Source organism: Umboniibacter marinipuniceus (genome assembly GCF_003688415.1).
Taxonomy (GTDB): Bacteria; Pseudomonadota; Gammaproteobacteria; order Pseudomonadales; family DSM-25080; genus Umboniibacter; species Umboniibacter marinipuniceus.
In genome coordinates, this window is sequence record NZ_REFJ01000007.1 from 23,208 (window position 1) to 42,650 (window position 19,443).

At 49.0% G+C, this 19,443-nt stretch carries 18 protein-coding genes and 1 tRNA gene; 10 read left to right on the forward strand and 9 right to left on the reverse strand.

Annotation, left to right across the window (positions count from 1 at the left end; genetic code table 11):
- Positions 1-109 precede the first annotated feature (109 nt).
- Genes DFR27_RS12085 through DFR27_RS12100 form a run of 3 tightly spaced genes read left to right on the forward strand, consistent with a single transcriptional unit; the run spans position 110 to position 2,821 of the window.
- Positions 110-1,402 carry a nucleotide disphospho-sugar-binding domain-containing protein gene (locus DFR27_RS12085; RefSeq protein ID WP_121877739.1) on the forward strand — a complete coding sequence of 431 codons (1,293 nt, stop codon included), beginning with the start codon at positions 110-112 and terminating at the stop codon, positions 1,400-1,402.
- Entirely contained in the window at positions 1,402-2,154 is a 753-nt protein-coding gene (locus DFR27_RS12675) for a cupin domain-containing protein (RefSeq protein WP_211327636.1), read from the forward strand. The genes DFR27_RS12085 and DFR27_RS12675 overlap by 1 nt, the downstream gene beginning before the upstream one ends.
- 34 nt (positions 2,155-2,188) lie before the next feature.
- Positions 2,189-2,821, forward strand: coding sequence for a TetR/AcrR family transcriptional regulator (locus DFR27_RS12100; RefSeq protein ID WP_121877740.1), 633 nt, complete (start codon positions 2,189-2,191; stop codon positions 2,819-2,821).
- Positions 2,822-2,921: 100 nt separating this feature from the next.
- On the opposite strand, the gene DFR27_RS12105 is transcribed toward DFR27_RS12100, so the two are convergent.
- Positions 2,922-4,277, reverse strand: coding sequence for a M28 family peptidase (locus tag DFR27_RS12105; RefSeq protein WP_121877741.1), 1,356 nt, complete (start codon positions 4,275-4,277; stop codon positions 2,922-2,924).
- 81 nt (positions 4,278-4,358) lie between these two features.
- On the opposite strand from DFR27_RS12105, the gene DFR27_RS12110 reads away from it, so the two are divergent.
- Both DFR27_RS12110 and DFR27_RS12115 read left to right on the forward strand, forming a co-directional pair.
- Positions 4,359-4,697, forward strand: a complete 339-nt coding sequence (locus tag DFR27_RS12110) for an Mpo1-like protein (RefSeq protein ID WP_121877742.1) — start codon at positions 4,359-4,361, stop codon at positions 4,695-4,697.
- The gene (locus tag DFR27_RS12115; RefSeq protein WP_170150857.1) at positions 4,684-6,924 is read left to right on the forward strand and encodes a patatin-like phospholipase family protein; all 2,241 of its coding nucleotides are present in this window, start codon (positions 4,684-4,686) and stop codon (positions 6,922-6,924) included. The genes DFR27_RS12110 and DFR27_RS12115 overlap by 14 nt, the downstream gene beginning before the upstream one ends.
- Positions 6,925-6,963: 39 nt before the next feature.
- Here DFR27_RS12115 and hemN read toward each other — a convergent pair whose 3' ends face one another.
- The 3 genes from hemN to DFR27_RS12130 all read right to left on the reverse strand — a co-directional run bounded on the left by hemN (position 6,964) and on the right by DFR27_RS12130 (position 10,290).
- Positions 6,964-8,328 (reverse strand): oxygen-independent coproporphyrinogen III oxidase, encoded by a 1,365-nt coding sequence (gene hemN, locus DFR27_RS12120; RefSeq protein ID WP_121877744.1) that lies wholly within the window; start codon positions 8,326-8,328, stop codon positions 6,964-6,966.
- Positions 8,329-8,395: 67 nt separating this feature from the next.
- Complete coding sequence (locus DFR27_RS12125; RefSeq protein WP_121877745.1) at positions 8,396-9,397, reverse strand: ABC transporter permease; 1,002 nt, start codon at positions 9,395-9,397, stop codon at positions 8,396-8,398.
- An 8-nt stretch (positions 9,398-9,405) separates the two neighbouring features.
- Positions 9,406-10,290, reverse strand: coding sequence for an ABC transporter ATP-binding protein (locus tag DFR27_RS12130; protein ID WP_121877746.1), 885 nt, complete (start codon positions 10,288-10,290; stop codon positions 9,406-9,408).
- 251 nt (positions 10,291-10,541) lie between these two features.
- Between DFR27_RS12130 and DFR27_RS12135 the strand changes: the two genes are divergently transcribed.
- Complete coding sequence (locus DFR27_RS12135) at positions 10,542-11,060, forward strand: hypothetical protein (RefSeq protein WP_121877747.1); 519 nt, start codon at positions 10,542-10,544, stop codon at positions 11,058-11,060.
- On the opposite strand, the gene DFR27_RS12140 is transcribed toward DFR27_RS12135, so the two are convergent.
- A complete protein-coding gene (locus tag DFR27_RS12140) occupies positions 11,057-12,118 on the reverse strand; it encodes a DUF2855 family protein (protein WP_121877748.1) in 1,062 nt (353 codons plus the stop codon). The two genes, DFR27_RS12135 and DFR27_RS12140, sit on opposite strands and share 4 nt — an antisense overlap.
- An 80-nt stretch (positions 12,119-12,198) precedes the next feature.
- On the opposite strand from DFR27_RS12140, the gene DFR27_RS12145 reads away from it, so the two are divergent.
- Positions 12,199-12,705, forward strand: coding sequence for a DUF1543 domain-containing protein (locus DFR27_RS12145; RefSeq protein ID WP_121877749.1), 507 nt, complete (start codon positions 12,199-12,201; stop codon positions 12,703-12,705).
- 462 nt (positions 12,706-13,167) lie between these two features.
- Here the strand turns inward: DFR27_RS12145 and DFR27_RS12150 are convergent, their stop codons facing one another.
- From DFR27_RS12150 to gnd, 3 genes are all read right to left on the reverse strand, one after another.
- Positions 13,168-14,019, reverse strand: coding sequence for a DUF1853 family protein (locus DFR27_RS12150; RefSeq protein WP_121877750.1), 852 nt, complete (start codon positions 14,017-14,019; stop codon positions 13,168-13,170).
- 107 nt (positions 14,020-14,126) lie between these two features.
- Positions 14,127-14,202: transfer RNA gene (locus DFR27_RS12155), tRNA-Thr, on the reverse strand.
- A 55-nt stretch (positions 14,203-14,257) separates the two neighbouring features.
- Positions 14,258-15,709, reverse strand: coding sequence for a decarboxylating NADP(+)-dependent phosphogluconate dehydrogenase (gene gnd / locus DFR27_RS12160; RefSeq protein ID WP_121877751.1), 1,452 nt, complete (start codon positions 15,707-15,709; stop codon positions 14,258-14,260).
- Positions 15,710-15,873: 164 nt separating this feature from the next.
- Between gnd and DFR27_RS12605 the strand changes: the two genes are divergently transcribed.
- Complete coding sequence (locus tag DFR27_RS12605; RefSeq protein ID WP_170150858.1) at positions 15,874-16,038, forward strand: hypothetical protein; 165 nt, start codon at positions 15,874-15,876, stop codon at positions 16,036-16,038.
- Positions 16,039-16,140: 102 nt separating this feature from the next.
- Here DFR27_RS12605 and DFR27_RS12165 read toward each other — a convergent pair whose 3' ends face one another.
- Entirely contained in the window at positions 16,141-17,685 is a 1,545-nt protein-coding gene (locus tag DFR27_RS12165) for a hybrid sensor histidine kinase/response regulator (RefSeq protein ID WP_147434544.1), read from the reverse strand.
- Positions 17,686-17,797: 112 nt separating this feature from the next.
- Between DFR27_RS12165 and DFR27_RS12170 the strand changes: the two genes are divergently transcribed.
- On the forward strand, positions 17,798-18,928 hold the full coding sequence (locus tag DFR27_RS12170; RefSeq protein WP_121877753.1) for a M14 family metallopeptidase: 1,131 nt from the start codon (positions 17,798-17,800) through the stop codon (positions 18,926-18,928).
- Positions 18,929-18,930: 2 nt separating this feature from the next.
- Positions 18,931-19,416, forward strand: coding sequence for a YajQ family cyclic di-GMP-binding protein (locus DFR27_RS12175; RefSeq protein ID WP_121877754.1), 486 nt, complete (start codon positions 18,931-18,933; stop codon positions 19,414-19,416).
- The last annotated feature ends 27 nt before the right edge of the window (positions 19,417-19,443 follow it).

Sequence of the window (19,443 nt, forward strand, 5' to 3'; positions counted from 1 at the left end):
GCTTTGGTAAATTATTTGCATTACTCAAATAATAGTTTGTTGAACTAATTATAGTTGCATGCTATTGCTATAAAAGAAATGGATTACTCTGCCTGGGAGGCTGCTAACTATGACCACTGCAAAAACTATCGCGTTCTTTCCTGAGGCCGCCTTTGGGCCGGCACTAAACTGCGTAGGTATTGCCCAAGAGCTTAAGAAGATGGGGCACAATCCCGTTTTTGTTTGCGACCGAGGTTTTGCAGGGGTATTTGCCGAATATGGATTTGAAGAGTATCTCGTGAATATGTCTGGCGACATGAGTGACGAAGAAGTTGCCAACTATTGGGATGATTTTATTGCCAATCACCTTCCTCATTTCCATTTGAGCCCGCTCGATCAAATTGAAACCTACGTAGCACCCGTTTGGGAGGCCATTGTTGAAAGCGCTGTGAGTGCTGAAGACGACTTAAAGCGTCAACTGGATATCATCAAACCAGGCCTTATTTGTGTCGACAACGTCATCATGTTCCCTGCTATTACCAAAGCAGGGTGCCCGTGGATACGCATCATTTCATGTTCCGAGAATGAAATTACTGATCCGCTTGTACCACCGCATCTTTCAGGTTGCTCACCTGGTGATGTAACTGGTTTCGAACAATTTCAAACACGTTTCGAAAGCGCTGTCGCAGACACTCACAAAGATTTCAATGACTTTTTGGCGACCAAAGATTTACCGCCTTACCCTGCAGGCGAGTTCTTCGAGCCATCGCCGACAATGAATTTTTTACTTTACCCCAAACCGCTTGCCTTTGAGCGAGCTACGCCCCTCCCCGAGTCGCAGTTTCAGTACTTGGAAGGCTGCGTTCGCAACGATGGTGAGTACACCATCCCGGCGTTCCCCCAAGCCCTGGATAACACACCACTCATCTATGTTGCCTTCGGCTCCCTAGGCGATGCCGATGTTGAACTGTATCAGCGCATGCTTGCAACCTTTGCAAAGCTACCTTATCGATTCCTAATGAAGGTGGGCGAAGACTTAAGCGTCTATGAAAAGCCGGATAATGTTCATCTAAAGAACTGGTATCCTCAGCCTGCTGTTGTGCCGCAGGTAGATCTATTCATTCATCACGGTGGTAACAATAGCTTTAACGAAGCCCTCTACTTCGGGAAGCCGGCCATTATTATGCCGTACTGCTGGGATGGACATGATAATGCTACCCGAATTGATGACACCGGTTACGGGAAGAAACTTCCGCGCTACAGTTGGTCTGAGGAAGCGCTTATTGAGAGTATTGAAGCCTGCCTGTCGGATGCGAATATGGCCACCAAACTTCAAGCGGTAGCAGCGCATATGCAACAAAGTGAAGGGACCAAGAAAGCGGCAGCGGTAATCCATGACGTGCTTCAGGAGGCAAACGCCTAATGGTCAAGACTACCGCACAGGGGAAAAGCGCTCACTATCTTTACAACTCCATGACCCCGAACCGTCCTGACCTAAACGATTGGGGTCAGCAGCCAGATTGCGACGGTGCGTCCTCTCTGTCCAGTGGCATTCTGCTATACAAGAATGAGGATGCCACGCTAGAGACCGGCCTCTGGCGGTGCACGCCAGGTACCTGGAAACTGTCGATACCGCGCGATGAATTTTGTCACTTCAGTTCAGGACGTGCCACTTATCGGAGCGCTGAGGGCCAAGTAGTAGAGGTAGCCGCGAATAGTTGCGTATTTTTCCCAGCGGGCTGGGCGGGCACATGTGAAGTGCACGAAACGCTACAGAATGTTTATATGCTCAGCGACTTAGTCGTAAATTTACACTCGGAGAAACCAATGAATTCAGCCAAGACCCTATACAACCCTTTAGCCGTGACTGATGTAGTAGATTGGGGCATCATCCCCACTATGATCGAGGGAGAGTCGCATGTCTCAGGGGTAGTTCTCCACAAAGGAGAGAATGGTGAGTCGGAAACGGGATTGTGGATATGTACCCCTGGTTATTGGAATTGCCACGTGACCTCCGATGAGTTTTGCCACTTTATGGAGGGCCGCGCAACCTATGTCCACGAATCTGGCGAAGTGATTGAAATCGAACCGAACACCGCCGCTTTCTTTCCTAAAGACTGGAAAGGAACCTGCAAAGTTCACGAAACTATTAAGAAAACCTACATGATACGTTAGACTTGAGCAAATTACGGACGATCTACAATACAAAATGACTGATAAACCTAGCAACGCCTCAGAAGGAACTACCCGCCCCGCTGCCCGAAAGAAGGGTGAGCGCACTCGCCAGTCGATTGTGGATGAAGCGCGGCGAATCTTAGTCGATGAGGGCTACGATAGCTTCGTCTTGCGTCAGATTGCCAAGAATATAGGGATTCAACCAGGCAACTTACAGTATTACTTTCCCACCAAGAAAGAGTTGATCTGGGAAGTGCTGGTGCCGGAAATCGATAAGTACAGCGGTACTTACGCATCGATGATGGGGAACGCTACTACGCGTTCAGCCAAAATCCTTGCGATGGTTGAGTTCTTGCTAGAAGACATCAAACTCAAATCAACGTGCACAATCTGGTATACCATTTGGGCCATTGCTCCGCATGACCCGGAAATGGCTGATGTGATGGATAGGTTCTATCAGAGTTACCTGGAGTCGCTAGGCACTTTATTACAAAGAGCCGCACCGGAGTTATCGGATCGTCGCGCTCATCATCTGGCGCGAATGATTACCGCGTTGATGGATGGCTTGACCAACCAAATTGGCTACGGCAAACCTAGTCATGAGTCGCTAGAGGGCTTTGAGGACGAAATTAAATCGTCCATCCTTCACCTCATTGATCTTCACTGACAACGCTGTGCAGGCAGTCGACTTGATTGCCTGCAAGCAAGATCAAGAGAGGTGTACGCCCCTAAGGACTAATGCGCCCATAACCTCAATGGCCATTAATTCAGTAAAAATCACCAGCCGCTCCCGGAAAAACAACAGGGCTCTCGTGCCCGCCTACTGAGACCGAACTGACCCCATACAGGTAGTTGTCAATCACCATATTCTCCAACGTAAACTCACTTACGTTGCCCACCCATCGAGAGTGAGTCCATTCGGACTCTGTGGTAAGTCTCCAATAGACACGATAGCCTGCGGCATCGTCCACCGGCTGCCACGTTAATGTTGTGCTTGGTGCCACTTGACCCGATATTTTAACTTCAGCTGGCGGCGCAGGCGCCCAGGCTAATGCTGCTAGCGAGAGTGTATTAAGGGAAGTTAGTTTGGCAGTAAAATCGAAGTCCACATAGTCAATGGTATCACCGTAGTGACGGCCCTCCTCGTTACGGAGGTCCTGATGTTGACGGTCGTAGTGTTCGTTGACCTCCATAATTCTCACTGCGGGATAGCCCGCCTGATTAAATGGAAAGTGATGGCCGCCTCGCCCAAATCGGTCCAAGCGATAGACCAGCATGACATCTAGATTGGTCATATATTGGTCTGCCTGGGCCTTGATAAAACGCGCTAAGTTGCGCGAGGCGGAGTCATTTTCGCCGCCGCTAAAGTAACGTTCACGCGCCTCTTCTGGGGTCTCGCTGATTTTTACTCCTTCCGAAAAGACCCGCACACTGTGGTTATCTATAACTCCATTAATACCCGCGATGTTGCCGATCATGTCGTTGTTGATCACCGCCTGCAGGTGCCAGTCATTGGCGGCCGCATAGTCCGCTAATATTTTCCCTCCGTAGAGGCCTTGTTCTTCGCCGGATAACGCCGCAAACACGATGTTGCCGTCGAATTCGTATTTCGACAGAACCCTAGCGGCCTCGATAACACCAGCCACACCTGAGGCATTATCATTAGCTCCAGGTGAAGCAGCTGAGCTATTCAGCGGGTCGCTGACACGGGAATCGATATCGCCCGACATCACAACATAGCGGTTCGAATTTTTCTTGCCTTTCAGCACCGCAATGACATTAACAATTTCTGTAGGCGTTGGTATCCGTCGTCCTTCAACGGTATCGCTGATCAGCATAACCTCAAGGCAACCTCCACAAGCGTTAGAGATTTGCGCGAATTCTTCCGCGATCCATCGGCGAGCAGCGCCGATGCCTGTGGTTTCAGATTGGGTTTCACTAAGACTGTGTCGCGTCCCAAAACTCACCAGCATCTCTACATCTTGATGGAGTCGTTCTGCGCTCGCCGACTGGCCAATATCATAAAGCCTTATATCTTCAGCGGGTGGTACTCGGTGAGTGTTTGCCGTGGCAGCGCTTACCAAAAATACGGCAGTGGTTAGCGCGATTATTTTTAACATCATAAGAGGTGTCGCCTTTTTGCTTTCAGTAGGCTTTACTGTACGATATAACATCATAATTGGTCTAACGGATGAGGGGATTTCGTGAAACGCTATAAAAGCTTTAACGATTTTTGGCCGCACTATGTTCGCGAACATGCGAAGCCTTCCACGCGGATGCTCCATTTTATTGGCACTTCGCTTATTTTGCCGCTCGTCTATCTTGGTATCACCACTAGTAGCTACTGGTTCCTTAGCATACCGCTGGTCGCATATGGGCTTGCTTGGACCGGGCATTTCTTCATCGAAAGAAATCGTCCGGCGACCTTTCAATACCCACTTTGGTCGCTACTTGGAGACTTTAAGATGTTTGCCTATATGCTGCAGGGAAAGATGGCTGCCGAGGTGACGCGATGCAGAGAACTGAATAGTGAAAACACTTAATAGTCATTTATCCTGGCTCCTGCCATTCATCTTGATCCTTCTGGTTCCACCTAAGGCATTAGCTGATTGCCCACCGGCAGAAGAACGACTCTGTATTGGTGTTGTCCTTGGTGGCGGTGGCGCTCGAGGCGGCGCTCACGTAGGGGTATTGAAAGTCCTTGAAGAAGAAGGCATTCCAGTCGATGTCATTGCTGGTACCAGTGTCGGTTCGTTTATTGGCGGCCTTTATGCGATGGGCAAAACGCCCGATGAGATTGAGGAAATTCTCCGCTCCACCGCTTGGGAGGAGGGACTTAATGATTCCGTAGAACGGGAGGATATGCCGTTCAGGCGGAAACGTCAGTCCGACGCCTTCCCCATCAATCCTGAATTGGGGTTTGATGGCACTGAGTTTAAGTTTCCTAAGGGCGTTGCTCAGGGGCAGCGGATGGGGGAGTTGATTCAACGCTCAGTAGGCAGCCTTCCCGATTTAGAAAGCTTCGATGATCTTCTCATCACTTACCGTGCCGTTGCTGCAGACATCGAAACAGGCGAGGCGGTTGTTATTGACAACGGCGCACTCTTTAGCGCCATGCAAGCCTCGATGTCCATTCCAGGGGTGGTTCGCCCTTTTGAATACAATGGCCGCCTGCTTGTCGACGGCGGAATTGCTAATAATCTACCCGTTGATGTGGTGCGCGAGCTCGGTGCCGATATCATCATTGCCGTTGATATCGGCACCGCGCTTCCTACCCGTGATCAGCTGACTTCATCGGTTGCAGTACTCAATCAGTTAGTCGACTTTTTGATTAAAGATAACGTTGAGTATCAAAAGTCATTATTAGGCGAACAGGATATCCTGTTAACTCCGAGGAATGATGACGTCAACATGTTAGATTTCGACGCTTTCTCAAATTCTATTCAAATAGGCTATGACGAAGCGAACAAACGCAGAGCATTGATCACCCAAATTGACGTGCCCACTTCAGCCTGGGAAAGATTTTCCTCAAGGCGAAATGCAATCGCTGAGCCCGAACTGCGAGTTGTAGCGGTTAATATTGAAAATCATTCTCGCCTTCGTGACAGCATCATTGTTGAACGCCTTGGCTTTGAAGTGGGTGATCAGTTTGACCAAACTACGGTGCAGGAGGGCATTGACCGCACCTATGCACTTGACGTGTTTGAACGAATTGACTATCACGTTGAAGATACGGCCGAAGGTCAAGTGCTTAATATCGCTGCCACAGAGAAAAGTTGGGGGCCCGGCTATTTAGACTTCCAGTTTCAAATGCAGGATGACTATAAAGGCTCAAGCGAATTCTCGTTGGGAGCTGCTTGGACCATGACGAATATTAATGATCTAGGCGCCGAATGGCGTACCGTAGTTGTGGGCGGTACCGACAAGCTCATTGCTACCGATTTGTATTTCCCGTTGGAATGGGCACCGCTCAATCATTACATTAGCACTGGCGTCATCTACAAGCGCGATCAACTCTATATCGATACCGGCAATAACCTCTTAGCCAACAGTATACAGAGTGAAGTCACTACGTTTCTTGGGCAAGGCTGGAATTTCAGTAATAAGTCACGTGTTGAAGTAGGCGCCCTGTATTCCGACGGCTATGTGGCACTACCGGATATTGGAGACCCTGTTTTTAATGGAGGACGCGTGCAGTACAACAGCCGTGGCCTCTACGCTGAATATTTTTATGACAGCTTAGATAATGCTGATTTTGCTCGTCGTGGGCGTATTTTTCATGTTCGGTTTGAAGATCGTAAAGACTCCATCGACGGTGACCGAGGCACTCCTCAGACATTGGAAACAACCTGGCTGGAAGTCTACTCTATCGGAGATCATACCTTCAGCGGCCAAGTCCGAGCCGAAAGCTTCAGATCCGATGAGGTTGACGTCACTGTTCGTCAATTTGAGCTGGGCGGCTTTTTGAATCTATCTGGGCTCCCCCCATCTAGCCTGAGTGGCAACCACCTTCGTTACGCCAATATTGTTTATAAGTATCGACTTCTCGAAAATGACTTCGGCTTATTTAAATCACCAATTTACCTTGGCGCCAGCTACGAAATGGGCAATGTGTGGGACAAGCGCGACCAGATTGACCATCAAAGCCTCATCGAATCAGGCTCAGTATTCACCGGCATTGACAGCCCGCTCGGGCCAATATACTTGGCTTACGCAAAAGCAGAAGGCGGTTTCGATAGCTTTTACTTCTATCTCGGCAGCCACTATTAGGCATTTCGCACGATGCTCTCAAATGCGAAAGGGCAACGCCTAGATAATCCTCGAAAAACGTTGAGTAGCCTGCTCCGTAAGATAGGCATCAAAGACCATGGCTACACGGCGAACCAACAGTCGGTGCTCGAACCAAATGCGTATACAGTCAGGTTCAAGCGTCAGCAGGCCATCTTTCTCGAGTTCGACAAGCTGAAGAAGCTCAGCGGCAAAGTAATCATCGAAATCTATTCCAAACGCCTGCGCTATGGCTATTTTATCCACCTTGTGTTGGCACATAATTGCTTGTATCACTGCCCCACGAAGCTCATCTTCAGAGCTAAGTACCACCCCGCGCTCTACGGCCACATCCATTTTGGCAACCGCTTCATGATACTCGGCTAACTCCTTCATGTTCTGACAAATCACCGCACCGACCTGGCTGATTGCAGAAACCCCTAAGCCTAAGAGGTCAATTGCGCCATGATCCGTGTATCCCTGAAAGTTACGCGTTAATCGCCCGTTTTGGGCGGCAATCGCTAACTCATCCTCGGGCTTCGCGAAATGATCCATACCAATTTCCACCATTCCCGCCTCAGTAAGCTTTGTGATCGCTAGCGCCATTAACGTCAGCTTGAGTTGTGCATCGGGCAACTCATTGGAGGCGATCAGCCGTTGAGCCTTAAAGCGTGAAGGCATATGCGCATAGCTAAAGAGAGATACTCGATCCACACTCATTGCCAACACGTCTTCCAAGGTCTGACTGAATGTGCGCTCAGTTTGACGCGGCAAACCATAGATCAAATCTACACTCACTGACTTGAAACCAAGTGTCTTCGCCGCCACAACGAGGTTGGCGATATGCTGAGTACTCTGCGGGCGATTAATAGCTTCCTGTACCTGGCTATCGGTATCCTGAACGCCAATACTCAAACGATTAAAACCAAGCGAGTAAAGATGGCTTAAATAGCCTTCATCCACCTCGCGCGCATCAATTTCAATCCCGAGCTCGGCATCGTCGACGAAATCAAACGCTTCGCGCAGGCCAGAGATTAGCTCGCTCATTTGCGTCTGCGTTAGATAACTCGGCGTTCCGCCACCCAAGTGAAGGTGCTGTACCCGTCTACCTCGAAAAAGCTTGGCGCGTGCGTTTATCTCCTGGCGAAGCGAAGTAAGATAGCGTTGAGCTCGATCTGAAGAGTTGCTAACTACTTTGTTGCAGCCGCAGTAGTAGCAGAGCTTGTGGCAGAAAGGGATATGCACATACAGACTAAAGTTGCCTGTTCTCGTTAAGGCTGCAGCCTTGAACGCCGAATTATCAATATCAGCGGAAAACTCAAGCGCGGTGGGGTATGAAGTGTAACGCGGACCGCTGAGATCATACTTCTGAATAAGACGGGTACTAAATGGGAGGGCTGCAGACATAACACTACCTTAACTAAGACTAGGCTCATTATAACCACAATTTTTGTAAGGTAAATTAGTTGCACGGCTAATTTTGCCGCCACACGAATAGCCGAGCCGCCAAAGCCAACGCAACAACAGTGGTAACCGCGAGAACCAATAACGGTATTGCTACATCCGCTAACGTAGCACCCTCCAGCATAATGCTTCGTGCTGCCTCCAGCATATGCGTCAGCGGAAACACGGCGGCTAACCAATGAACCACTTCAGGTGAGCCCTCTAAAGAGAACCAAACACCCGATAACATCATCATTGGCCAAGTAACCAGATTTAGTAGGCCTCCCGCCAACTCTTCGCTCTGCGTGCGCGACGCCATTAAAAGCGAAAGACTAATCATGGAAGCTGCACCTAATATCGCAACAACTAGCATCAACCAGCGTGAGCCAAGCACCACAAAATCAAACATCAAATCCATCGCGATGAAGATCACGCTGGTGATCAAAGTGACTACTACTAAGCGCGACACGACCTGTGCAGCCAGAAAGCTGAGAGCACTCACCGGCGTCGCCTGAAAGCGCTTCAGCACGCCATTCTTTCGATAGCGGACAATGACATAGCCAACCCCAAAGAGACAACTGAACATCATATTCATGCCCAAAATTCCCGGCACCACCCAATCTAGGTAACGAATGGCTTCGCCACTAACAGGTAACGCTTCCAGCGGCTCATCCGTGACCGACAATATCATTCTCTCAACCACATAACTCTTTGGTGAGTCGCTATTTAGCCAGTAGGTGCCATCCCCTAGGATGATATCTATTTGGTGATGCTGCAGGCGCTGCATGGCCGACGCTAAGTGACTGTAACGAACCGTCTCGAGGTACTTTAATTCACCTACCTCAAAGACCAGCTCCTCACTACTTACTGCCGCAACAACACCAACCTTGTAGAGCGCTTTATCGTCGTTGCCAAACATAAACGCGAAGCCAACTATGAGCAACACGGGAAAGAGTAGATTCCAACTTAGCGTGGATCGATCCCGTAAGAATTCAATATTACGAGCCTTCAGAATAGCCAAAAATGCTTTCATCGTAACCTCTAGACCCGCAAGGAGTGGCCGGTTAATAACAAAAATAGATCCTCGAGGGTGGGCGATTCAATCCGCAAGCCATCCAATGGGACCCCTTCCGCAGCCAATTGCTTAACGGCTTCACCGACTTGCTCCGTTGAGAACTGAACAAAATCACCCGCATCGATCAATGGTGGCGAAATACTCAATGCAGATAGATCTGTTCCGCGGGGAAGCTTTATCAATGAACCTTCGAAGTGCTTGGTGAGCAAGTCTCGTGGTGTTCCCTGCTCGACGATGGCGCCGGCATCAACGATCGCAATTTCATCGCACAGAAATTCCGCTTCGTCCATGTAATGGGTGGTCAACAGAATGCTCTTACCGCGCCCCTTAATCCGTTCAATTAATTCCCAGAAGTGTCGTCGAGCCTGAGGATCTAAACCGGTAGTTGGTTCATCCAAGAAGATTAGGTCTGGATCATTCACCAGAGCAATGGCCAACAGTAACCGCTGCCGTTGACCACCCGACAATTTACGATTATCGCGATCGATAAAATCACTCAATGAGCAATCTTCGATTAGCTGCTCCAACGGTAGGTGATGGTGATAGAGTGTTGCAAATAACGCTAGCGACTCTCGAACCGTGAGAAAATCCTGAAGCGCTGTGCTTTGAAACTGAATACCAATGCGCTGAGCATAATCCCGACTAATCGGTTGACCGCGAAATAACACCTGCCCGGTATCGGGCAACTGAATACCCTCTAACAGTTCAATCGTTGTGGTCTTCCCCGCGCCATTTGGCCCTAACAGCCCAAAACAGGTCCCCGCCTTAATACTAAAACTGAGATCATTAACAGCGACTACCTCTCCATAGCGTTTCGAGATGTTCTGCGCTGACAGAATTATATCGGCCATAAAAGATCCAATTTAGTCCACCGTAAGTTGTGATGACTATAGCTTGAAAGACAACTATTTTCCTAGCACCCAATTAGGGTAGACGAGCTCACATGCCATTTGGATTCAAATTAAATTAATTTCACTTTTTTTCATCTTTTTACAATTTTTTTGCATCCAAAGTTGAACGCCACGCGTCTTTTTCTACAAAGGGTCCCCCAACGGTTGTCATGAGACACACCGCCCTTTGTTACTTGTTAAGGAAGATAATCATGAAAACTTGGATTGCTACTACTGCTGCTGTACTTATGACCTCAAACATCGCGTTAGCTGACACTTGCCAACCTGGTTACGACTCTGTTGAAGACGCCATTATCGCCACCCTCAACGAGGCTAACCCAAACTCTATCCGCTCCGATGCCATGGTGATTGGTGAAGTCTATGAACTAAATGACCGCTACTTCGCTTCTCATGACTCGTTAACGGAAGGCCGAAGTGGTGGCACGGTTAAGCTTCGCCATCCTGCTGGCGCTGAAACCGCTGCACTCTTTCGCACATCAGGCGAATTGAGCTCTGATCTTGATAATCAGCGCGTGAACCACTCAGACCGTCGCGCTGCATCACAACACGATGTTGCCTATTATGTGGCTGACGCGTCGGGGCAGCTGTTTGTCGCTGAACCCGGCGATAGCCGCTATGACCAAGTCTCTACCGAACGAGGCGAGGCGCGAGTGGCAACTAACGTTGATGAAATCGCCATCGTGGCGGCAATGATTGCTGATGACTGCTAATCACTAGCTCCACTGGGTTGCACGATCAAGAGTGTTGATGGTGCAACCCTCCCCTTCACTAACGAATCAAAGTACACCGTTAGCTGCGCTAGATCATCAATAAGCGTTAGCGTTAATCTTGACTCAAACCATGACGAAAATTCGCGAAGAGCTGTGACAACGGCCATGGCGAGGGCGGCACCGCCAATTTCGTTTTTCAGACGTTCAAACTCCATGGGCGCGAAGAAGAATTGCGTTCTCTCGGGGACTACCTGGCCACGAGTTGTTGGAGTTCCATGGGTAGCACCAATCAGCGATGCCCACTTAAGCCTTTCGGGGTTTGTTTCGGCTAACTGATCAACCCAATCTATTCGCCCCGCAAAATCAGCCACTAGGCTGTCGCTAGATAAGCCAAGTTCATCCTCATACGTCACCACTTGGTGATAACACCCGGTGGCGGTGACAAACTCTACGTTGGAAGGTGATGTCACTCCTACTAGCCGGACGGGATCATCGCGTAACGCATGCGCCAAGGCCAATGCAGTCTTGCTTGAAGCACTGGTAACATAAACCGTATTGGCCCCCATAAATGACTCACTTCGCCACCAGGATGCCAACAACCAGCTCGTGGTAAAGAGACCTTTGAGCGCATGCTCGTAATGGCTATAGTCGAAGCCCGAAGGGATGCGCTCGTAGTGACGATAAATTGGCGCGTTGGCCCCGCGCATTGGGTGGCTATCTACCCACCCTGAAGACTTAATATCAGCCGGCAAGGCAATAATCTCATCGGCCATTGGAAACCAACCCCATACCCGCTCACCCACCTGAATGTGTTCGCAGAGGCTAGCGACAACCGTTGCGATGCCCATTACCGGAACCCTGCCATGATCGGCCTGACTCGCTGGAAAGAAGTCCCAATACTTTAAGCTATCACCAGCCAGCGCATAACTCACATTATTGGCAGTAAGACTAAAGCTCTCAATCTTCAGGCGGACTTCATTCGGCGCCAAAGCGATCTGGGGACACTTCACCACTATACCGCGGCTAATCTCGCGTTTTGCTACTTCAAATACTTTCATGGACGAGCCATCTCCTATCACAACATCTGTCGTAGATTACGATATAGTAACGATAACATTAGTTAACGGAGAAACTCGAGATGAAACTCTTTATGGCCGTGTTAGGCGGAAACTGCGGCAACTCCAATATCGAAGTACATGACGTCCGCTTTGTGGTTGGCGAATCCATCGACAGTTGTTTAGATCAACTGCGAAGGGAATGGTATGGCGACGCAAAAGGCCTACACCTGGATAGCTACACTGAAGTCAACGAAGTCGACGGCTACCGGGTCGAGATTTCATTGCAAGCTCCGGCTGCTGACGCAGCGAAGCTTTTCTTCGTAAATGTGGGTGGCTACTTACCCGGCAAGTACTTAGAGTTTCATGATATTGGTTTGTACGGCTGCCACAGTAGTAACCAAGCTAAACAGCTGGCACTAAAAAAGTTGCTAACTCGCTACGAACAAAGTCACCGTGACGATCTCTACGATGTGGATAACTGCATAGAACTGGATCTACTTGGTCGCCACTACGTTCACCTCATTGCCGATGATACGGCCATCACGCCAGGACCAAGCTGGTACGGGTACCGACCTATTGACCGCTAGTCGCTAATCAGTAACAAATCAATCAACTAGGTAACATTACTGATTTAATTTGCGCAGCGCACAAATCAAGCGATAAGCCCTGTAGGCCAGTAATAGCAACAATACTTAAAAGTTGGCACGGTTCTAGCTAATAGTTTGGCAGGACGTGTCATCTAACAATGACGTTTCGAAAAATAAAAACAATAAATAATAAAAAAAGACAACAAATATAATAAAAACAATAAATAATAAAAATAGATTACAACAACATAAAAACTATAAATAACAATAAGAACAGCAACACAAAAACTATAAATAATAAGAGCGAACAGATTTAAGCGCCGTTTAATAAAGCATTATAGACAGCGCGAGTTGGGGAAACCCACTCGCCATATTCTTCAAAAAATACCTCGCCTCAAGCTAACTAATTACCACGATACGACACAACAGATACTCTCAGCATTCATTGGCTATCCAACTCTTTCATATGAAGCCCTTCGATAACGCTTCACTTGCTTGATCTTGCCAGTCATTCGAGACAACAAAACCAATCTCCATCAAACGTCCTGATTGCACACTGGCCACCATCACTGGAACCTCGGTTAAGCGTGCCATCAATGCGCTCTTGCTAAGCACCTTCAACAGGACAGCTTCGCGTGGTGCAGGCCAGCAAAGCCGAGGAACAACTACCCACTCGCCCCCCGTTGCGTATTGATTGAACTGAGTTTGGCTCATCCAGCAGCCTTGCAAACTACCCGCCGATGGCTGAAAAATCCGACCGGGCAACAGTGCTGCCTGTTTCAGGTCGCCACCTAGTTTCCGCAAGGGACTTTGCGCCGAGCGCGCTCGCGGAAACTGATTATCAATAAGATGCGCTCGCTTTAACCGCCAGCTATCCTTGAGGTTTGGCCCCACCGCATGCTGCTTGCCATTGAAGTTGGTTGCCAAATAGAACTTCACCGCCAGCTCAACGTGGGTCACCGATGTCACATGCTTAGACGCGAGAATAAAATCGAGTTCACCAAGTGTTTTACCGCCGTCATGAAGCTGCTGACCCGCAGTCAAGGTCTCGCCATCAGCTAATGATCGCTCCCAAGCATGGGTAATAAGATACTCACAATATTTACCTAGGCGGCTTGTTCTGCGCAGCGATTCAAGATTCTCCAAGCTTCTAGATAGCAAGGTGTCCCGATCGATTGTTTGAAATATAGCTCGCGTGTCAAACCGCCCTATCTCAGCGGTCGGTTCCCAGAGGGAATAGGTTTCCGGACTCAATAGCCACCTTAAGTTTGCCAGATGGTTGGGCTGCATTAGGTCATAAAAGAATGGATTCATATTGCTACGCTAGCGGAAGCTAGGGGCCATCGCAAGATAACTCACGAAAAGATTGATGCTGCGAATGTACAGACGAAAAAAAACAGGCATCAGCCTGTTTTTAAATATGGAGCTGGTGATAGGAGTTGAACCTACGACCTACTGATTACAAGTCAGTTGCTCTACCAACTGAGCTACACCAGCTCGATAGCGCGCATAGTAGTGCCTGCGCGCCAAAATTTCAAACTATTTTTGCAACTTAGACGTTGTAAGTTTGAGAACTAATGTCGCCACCGGTCCCAGTCCAGTTGGTATGGAAGAATTCGCCCGCTGGACGATCAACCCGCTCATAGGTATGCGCGCCGAAGTAATCACGCTGAGCCTGCAAAAGATTCGCTGGTAGACGCTCGCGACGATAGCCATCATAGAACGCCAACGCAGTACTAAAGCATGGTGTTGGAATACCCACTTCTACGGCCTTAGAAATAACACGACGCCATGCGCCTTGGCAACGATCAATCGCATCCTTGAAGTAGTCATCCAGCAGGAGGTTACTGAGCTCAGGGTTTTTGTCGAAGGCTTTTTTGATGTCTGTCAAAAACTGGCTTCGAATGATACAACCACCGCGCCACATCATCGCAATGGCACCGAAGTTCAACTCCCAGCCGTATTCGTTAGACGCTTCTCTTAGCAGCATATAGCCCTGGGTATACGAAATAATCTTAGAGGCGAATAGCGCTTCTTTAACGTCATTAATGAAGGCATTGCGATCTTCAACGCTAATCTGTGGGTTAGGGCCAGATAGGGCCTTTGAGGCTACGGTACGCTCTTGCTTTAGTGCCGACAAACAACGTGCGAAAACCGATTCACCAATAAGCGATACCGGCATACCTAAATCTAGAGCACTGATGCCCGTCCATTTGCCGGTGCCCTTTTGGCCAGCTTTGTCCATGATTTTTGTGACCAAAGGTTCGCCGTCTTCGTCACGATAACCAAGAATGTGCCCGGTAATTTCAATGAGGTAGCTGTCTAGCTCGGTGTTATTCCAATCGCTAAATACCTGATGTAACTCATCAGCAGACAACCCTAAACCCTCATCGAGGAGTTGATATGCCTCACAGATTAACTGCATATCTCCGTACTCAATACCATTGTGAACCATTTTGACATAGTGGCCTGCTGCACCTGAGCCCACCCAATCACAGCACGGTTCGCCATCAACTTTAGCGCTGATAGACTGAAAGATATCTTTAATCATTGGCCATGCAGCGGCATCGCCACCGGGCATTATTGATGGGCCTGTGCGTGCACCTTCCTCACCACCGGAAACCCCCGAGCCAATGAAGTGGACCCCTGATTCCTGCATCGCTTCCCAGCGTCGTTGGGTATCAGGAAAATGCGAGTTACCCAAGTCGATAATTAAGTCGCCTGGATCGACTAGCGGCATAAGCTCTTTAATTACCGCATCAACGGCGCCGCCCGCTTTCACCAACAGGACAATTTTACGTGGCTTTGAGAGCCCATTCACAAGCTCTGCGAGGCTTTCGAAACCGGATACACTTGCGCCCTGCGCGGGGCCAGCTAGAAACTGTTCTGTTACGGCGTGGGTGCGGTTATAAACGCCCACTGAATAACCATTGTCTGCCATATTCAAGACTAGATTCTGGCCCATTACTGCTAAACCAATTAATGCCACATCACATTGACTCATGGGTCGTTGCTCTCACTTTAATGCTAATTGAAGGGATTGGTATACGTTTTGTTCATGTAGCCAAGTATAGACATCGCTGGCTGATAGCAACGAATTATCGCACAAGTCGGCAAAAGTTCGAAATGTGATCTATTATGAATTAGTACGTACACGGAGGTCGGAAAATGCCACTAACTAAGATCAACCGGGATAGAGATCCCTACGAAGATGCCTTTGCCAAGGCCCGTGATATTCGCCTCAAGCGAGCTCGCACTCCTGCTCGACCAAAAATTATTATTGCGAATGCCAAGTCGAAAACTGGAAGCGCCCAGAAGAAAGTCACTCACTAGGTTAGGCGAAAGCCGTCATCGCACCCACCCAAGGTCAGGCAGATACTCAACGCCTACGGTCGGCGTCAAGCTACCCAAGGCTGGCGCCGTGATCACAAGGCACTAGCTCTTCGCGAGCGCTGTTAGAACATCCTCAAACTTAAATGGCTTTTTGATGCAATGGGAAAACCCTGCGGCTTCGGCTCGCTTGAGCTGCTCCTCGCTGGCATAGCCCGTTGCCAATATCGCCTTAGCCGCTGGCCTTAGCGCCTTCAACTTAAGCCAAGTATCCACTCCCGTCACCTCCGGCATCACCATGTCAATGATTGCCACATCAAACTCAAACCCTTCGTGTTGAACTATTGTCAGCGCTTCATCACAACTCGCAGCGGTTCGTATTTGATAACCTTCGCGAGCAAAAACCTTCTCGGCATACAGCCTAACGAAGGCCTCGTCATCCACGAGCAGAATTGCGCTGTGCCGTATACCGCCAGACTCGATAGCCACTGTATCTTCCTGCCCACTCAGCTCGCTCGGGCTCAACTGCGCTTCGGCACTTTCAGCAAGATAGAGCCTGAAGCAGGTCTCATCCTCGGAGCGAAGCAGTTCAACACTACCTCGATGGGCGGTTGCGAAATCGAACACACTTGCCAAGCCAAGACCTGTGCCTTGGTTGCGCACTTTGGTTGTAAAGAAGGGATCAAAGATCTTCTGAGCAATATCAGCGGGGACGCCTACCCCCCAGTCCCTTACGTCTACTATCCAATAAGTATTGGCTGTTAGTTGAACACCATTATTTAAGATTCGTGGCTCAGCCTCCACCAGCTTATGAATTTCAACTTCAATTTTACCGCCGGGGTCTGTGGCATCATTAGCATTAAGCAGCAAGTTAATCGTTGCGCTCACAAGCCCAGAACGATCTAACCTGATTTGATCGCTGCCGTTATGGTTTCGAATCTCAATAGAGACCCCTGGTTTTAGATTTGACTCAACGAGTTGCACCGCCTTTTGCACGGAGGACTCAACATCACATAGCTCTAAATCAGCGTGGTTAACTTTAGAGTAGCTCAATAGGTTATTGGTCAGCCTACCCACATCCGCTGCTGCGCTAATTATGCTGTCAGCAAGATGTTTGACGACATCAGGGTCATCTTCGTGCTTTATCATTTCCGCGAACCCAGACATTCCCTGCGCGATATTATTAAAGTCGTGCGCTACGCCGCCCGCTAAAGTACCGAGCGCATCGAGTTTCCGCATCTGACTTACTTGCCGCTCAAGTTCGAGCTGCCTTGTGACATCAATGCCAATGGACATTGCGCCAAGCACCTTACCCTGATCGTCCGTCTGAACGCAGTTCGTCCACCGCACCCAAACACGCTCGCCAGTGCGTTTTATATTCTCGTTGATGTTGATCCGATAGTCTTCAGGTAAGTTGCTAATTTCGTGGATCATGCCTTCGAGGTTATACCCGGCGGAATCTTCGAGCGGCGTAATAGTTCCTAATACTTGTTTTCCAATCAGCGCTTCGGCTTCGAAGTCGAAGAATCTAAGGGCGAAGTCGTTCGCATAGGTAATCACGCCATCGGTACTAAAACACACGATAATTGCGTTGGAATTTTCCACCAGATATTCATAGTCTGGCTGTTGATATGCTGAACTTCTACCCATACTATCCTTTGCAACAAGTTTGCGATTGAGTGCCAAATAGAAACTGAAATTTTCTCCTACAGTTACAGTATGTAAAATACAATGCAAACAGCTAATTTACCAAGGAATATACATGTTTACGGTCAACAGTAACTTCGACAGTGGTAACATTCATTTCGTGGGCGAATCCAACAATGAGCTTCAACTCGAGATTCGTAACGATCGTTACTCCGAATACTTCCAGTGGTTCCACTTTTCAGTGACCGGCGAGCAGGGCTCAACCCTTCGTTGCTGTATTCGCAATGCGGGTCAAGCTGCCTACCTAGAAGGGTGGCCTGACTACCGCGTCTGCTTTAGCTACGACCGAAAGACCTGGCATCGTCTAGATGCCTCATTTGACGGAAGCAATCTTCGTTTTGACACCAAACTTAGCGCGAACACGATTTGGTTCGCCTACTTCGAGCCCTTCTCCTATGAGCAACATCTGGCACTGATCGCCAAAGCTCAACAACATGAAGACGTCTCACACCAAGTGCTAGGCCAAACGCTTGATGGCCGACCTATCGACCTACTGAAGATTGGCCAGGACGCGAAAAATAAGCCCGTTATCTGGGTTACCGCTCGGCAACACCCTGGCGAAAGTATGGCTGAACACCTCATTGAAGGGTTACTCGACGAATTACTCGGGCAGTCTGAGCTCGCCACGCAACTGCGGGCTCAAGCCGTATTCTATATTGTCCCAAATATGAATCCAGACGGCAGCGTTCGCGGTCATTTAAGAACGAATGCGGCGGGGATGAACCTGAATCGAGAATGGCAGTCTCCATCAATCGAGAAGAGCCCCGAGGTTTTTTGGGTGCGCGCCAAAATGCTTGCCGAAGGCGGCGACATGTTCCTCGATATTCACGGAGACGAAGCCCTTCCCTACAACTTCGTTGCCGCAAGTGAAGGCGTCGCGAACTACTCACCTTATATGGCTAAACTTGAAAACGCTTTCCGCGATAGTTTACTCAAGCGCAGTGACCAATTTCAGGTTCAATATGGCTATGACGTGGACGCGCCTGGCGAGGCGAATCATACCGTGGGAAGCAACTGGATGGGCAATCAGTTTAAAACGCTAGCGCTCACCCTAGAAATGCCGTTCAAAGACAATGCTAATGCCCCCTCGCCGGAGTTCGGTTGGAACGGCGACCGCAGTCAACAACTGGGCAAAGACATGCTGGCAACCGTGCTAGATCTCTTGCCGCTTATAGAACGAGGTTAACTATGCCATCCTTTGATATTGTTTCAGAAGTTGAATCTGCCGAGCTGTTGAATGCGGCGCAAAATACCGAGCGCGAAATTAACAATCGCTATGACTTCCGTAAAGTTGACACCCAAGTGAAGTTCGCGAACGATGTGATTAGCCTTACGGCAGAAAGTGACTTTCAATGCGACCAAATGCTAGACATCCTTCGCGCGCAGCTAATAAAGCGTAAAGTGGACCCGCTCACAATGGATTACGAGCCCGAGCCAACTCATCGAGGCAAGGCATTCACCGTAGATGTCAAATTTAAGCAAGGTATTGAGACAGACGTAGCAAAGAAGATAGTTAAGCTCATTAAAGACGCTAAACTCAAAGTCCAAGCCGCCATTCAAGGTGACCAAGTCCGTGTTACTGGCAAGAAGCGCGATGATTTACAGCAGGCTATGCAGGCGGTTCGAAGCGCTGACTTGGGGCAACCATTTCAGTTCAATAACTTTCGCGATTAACCCCTCCAATCACTACAATTAGTGCAA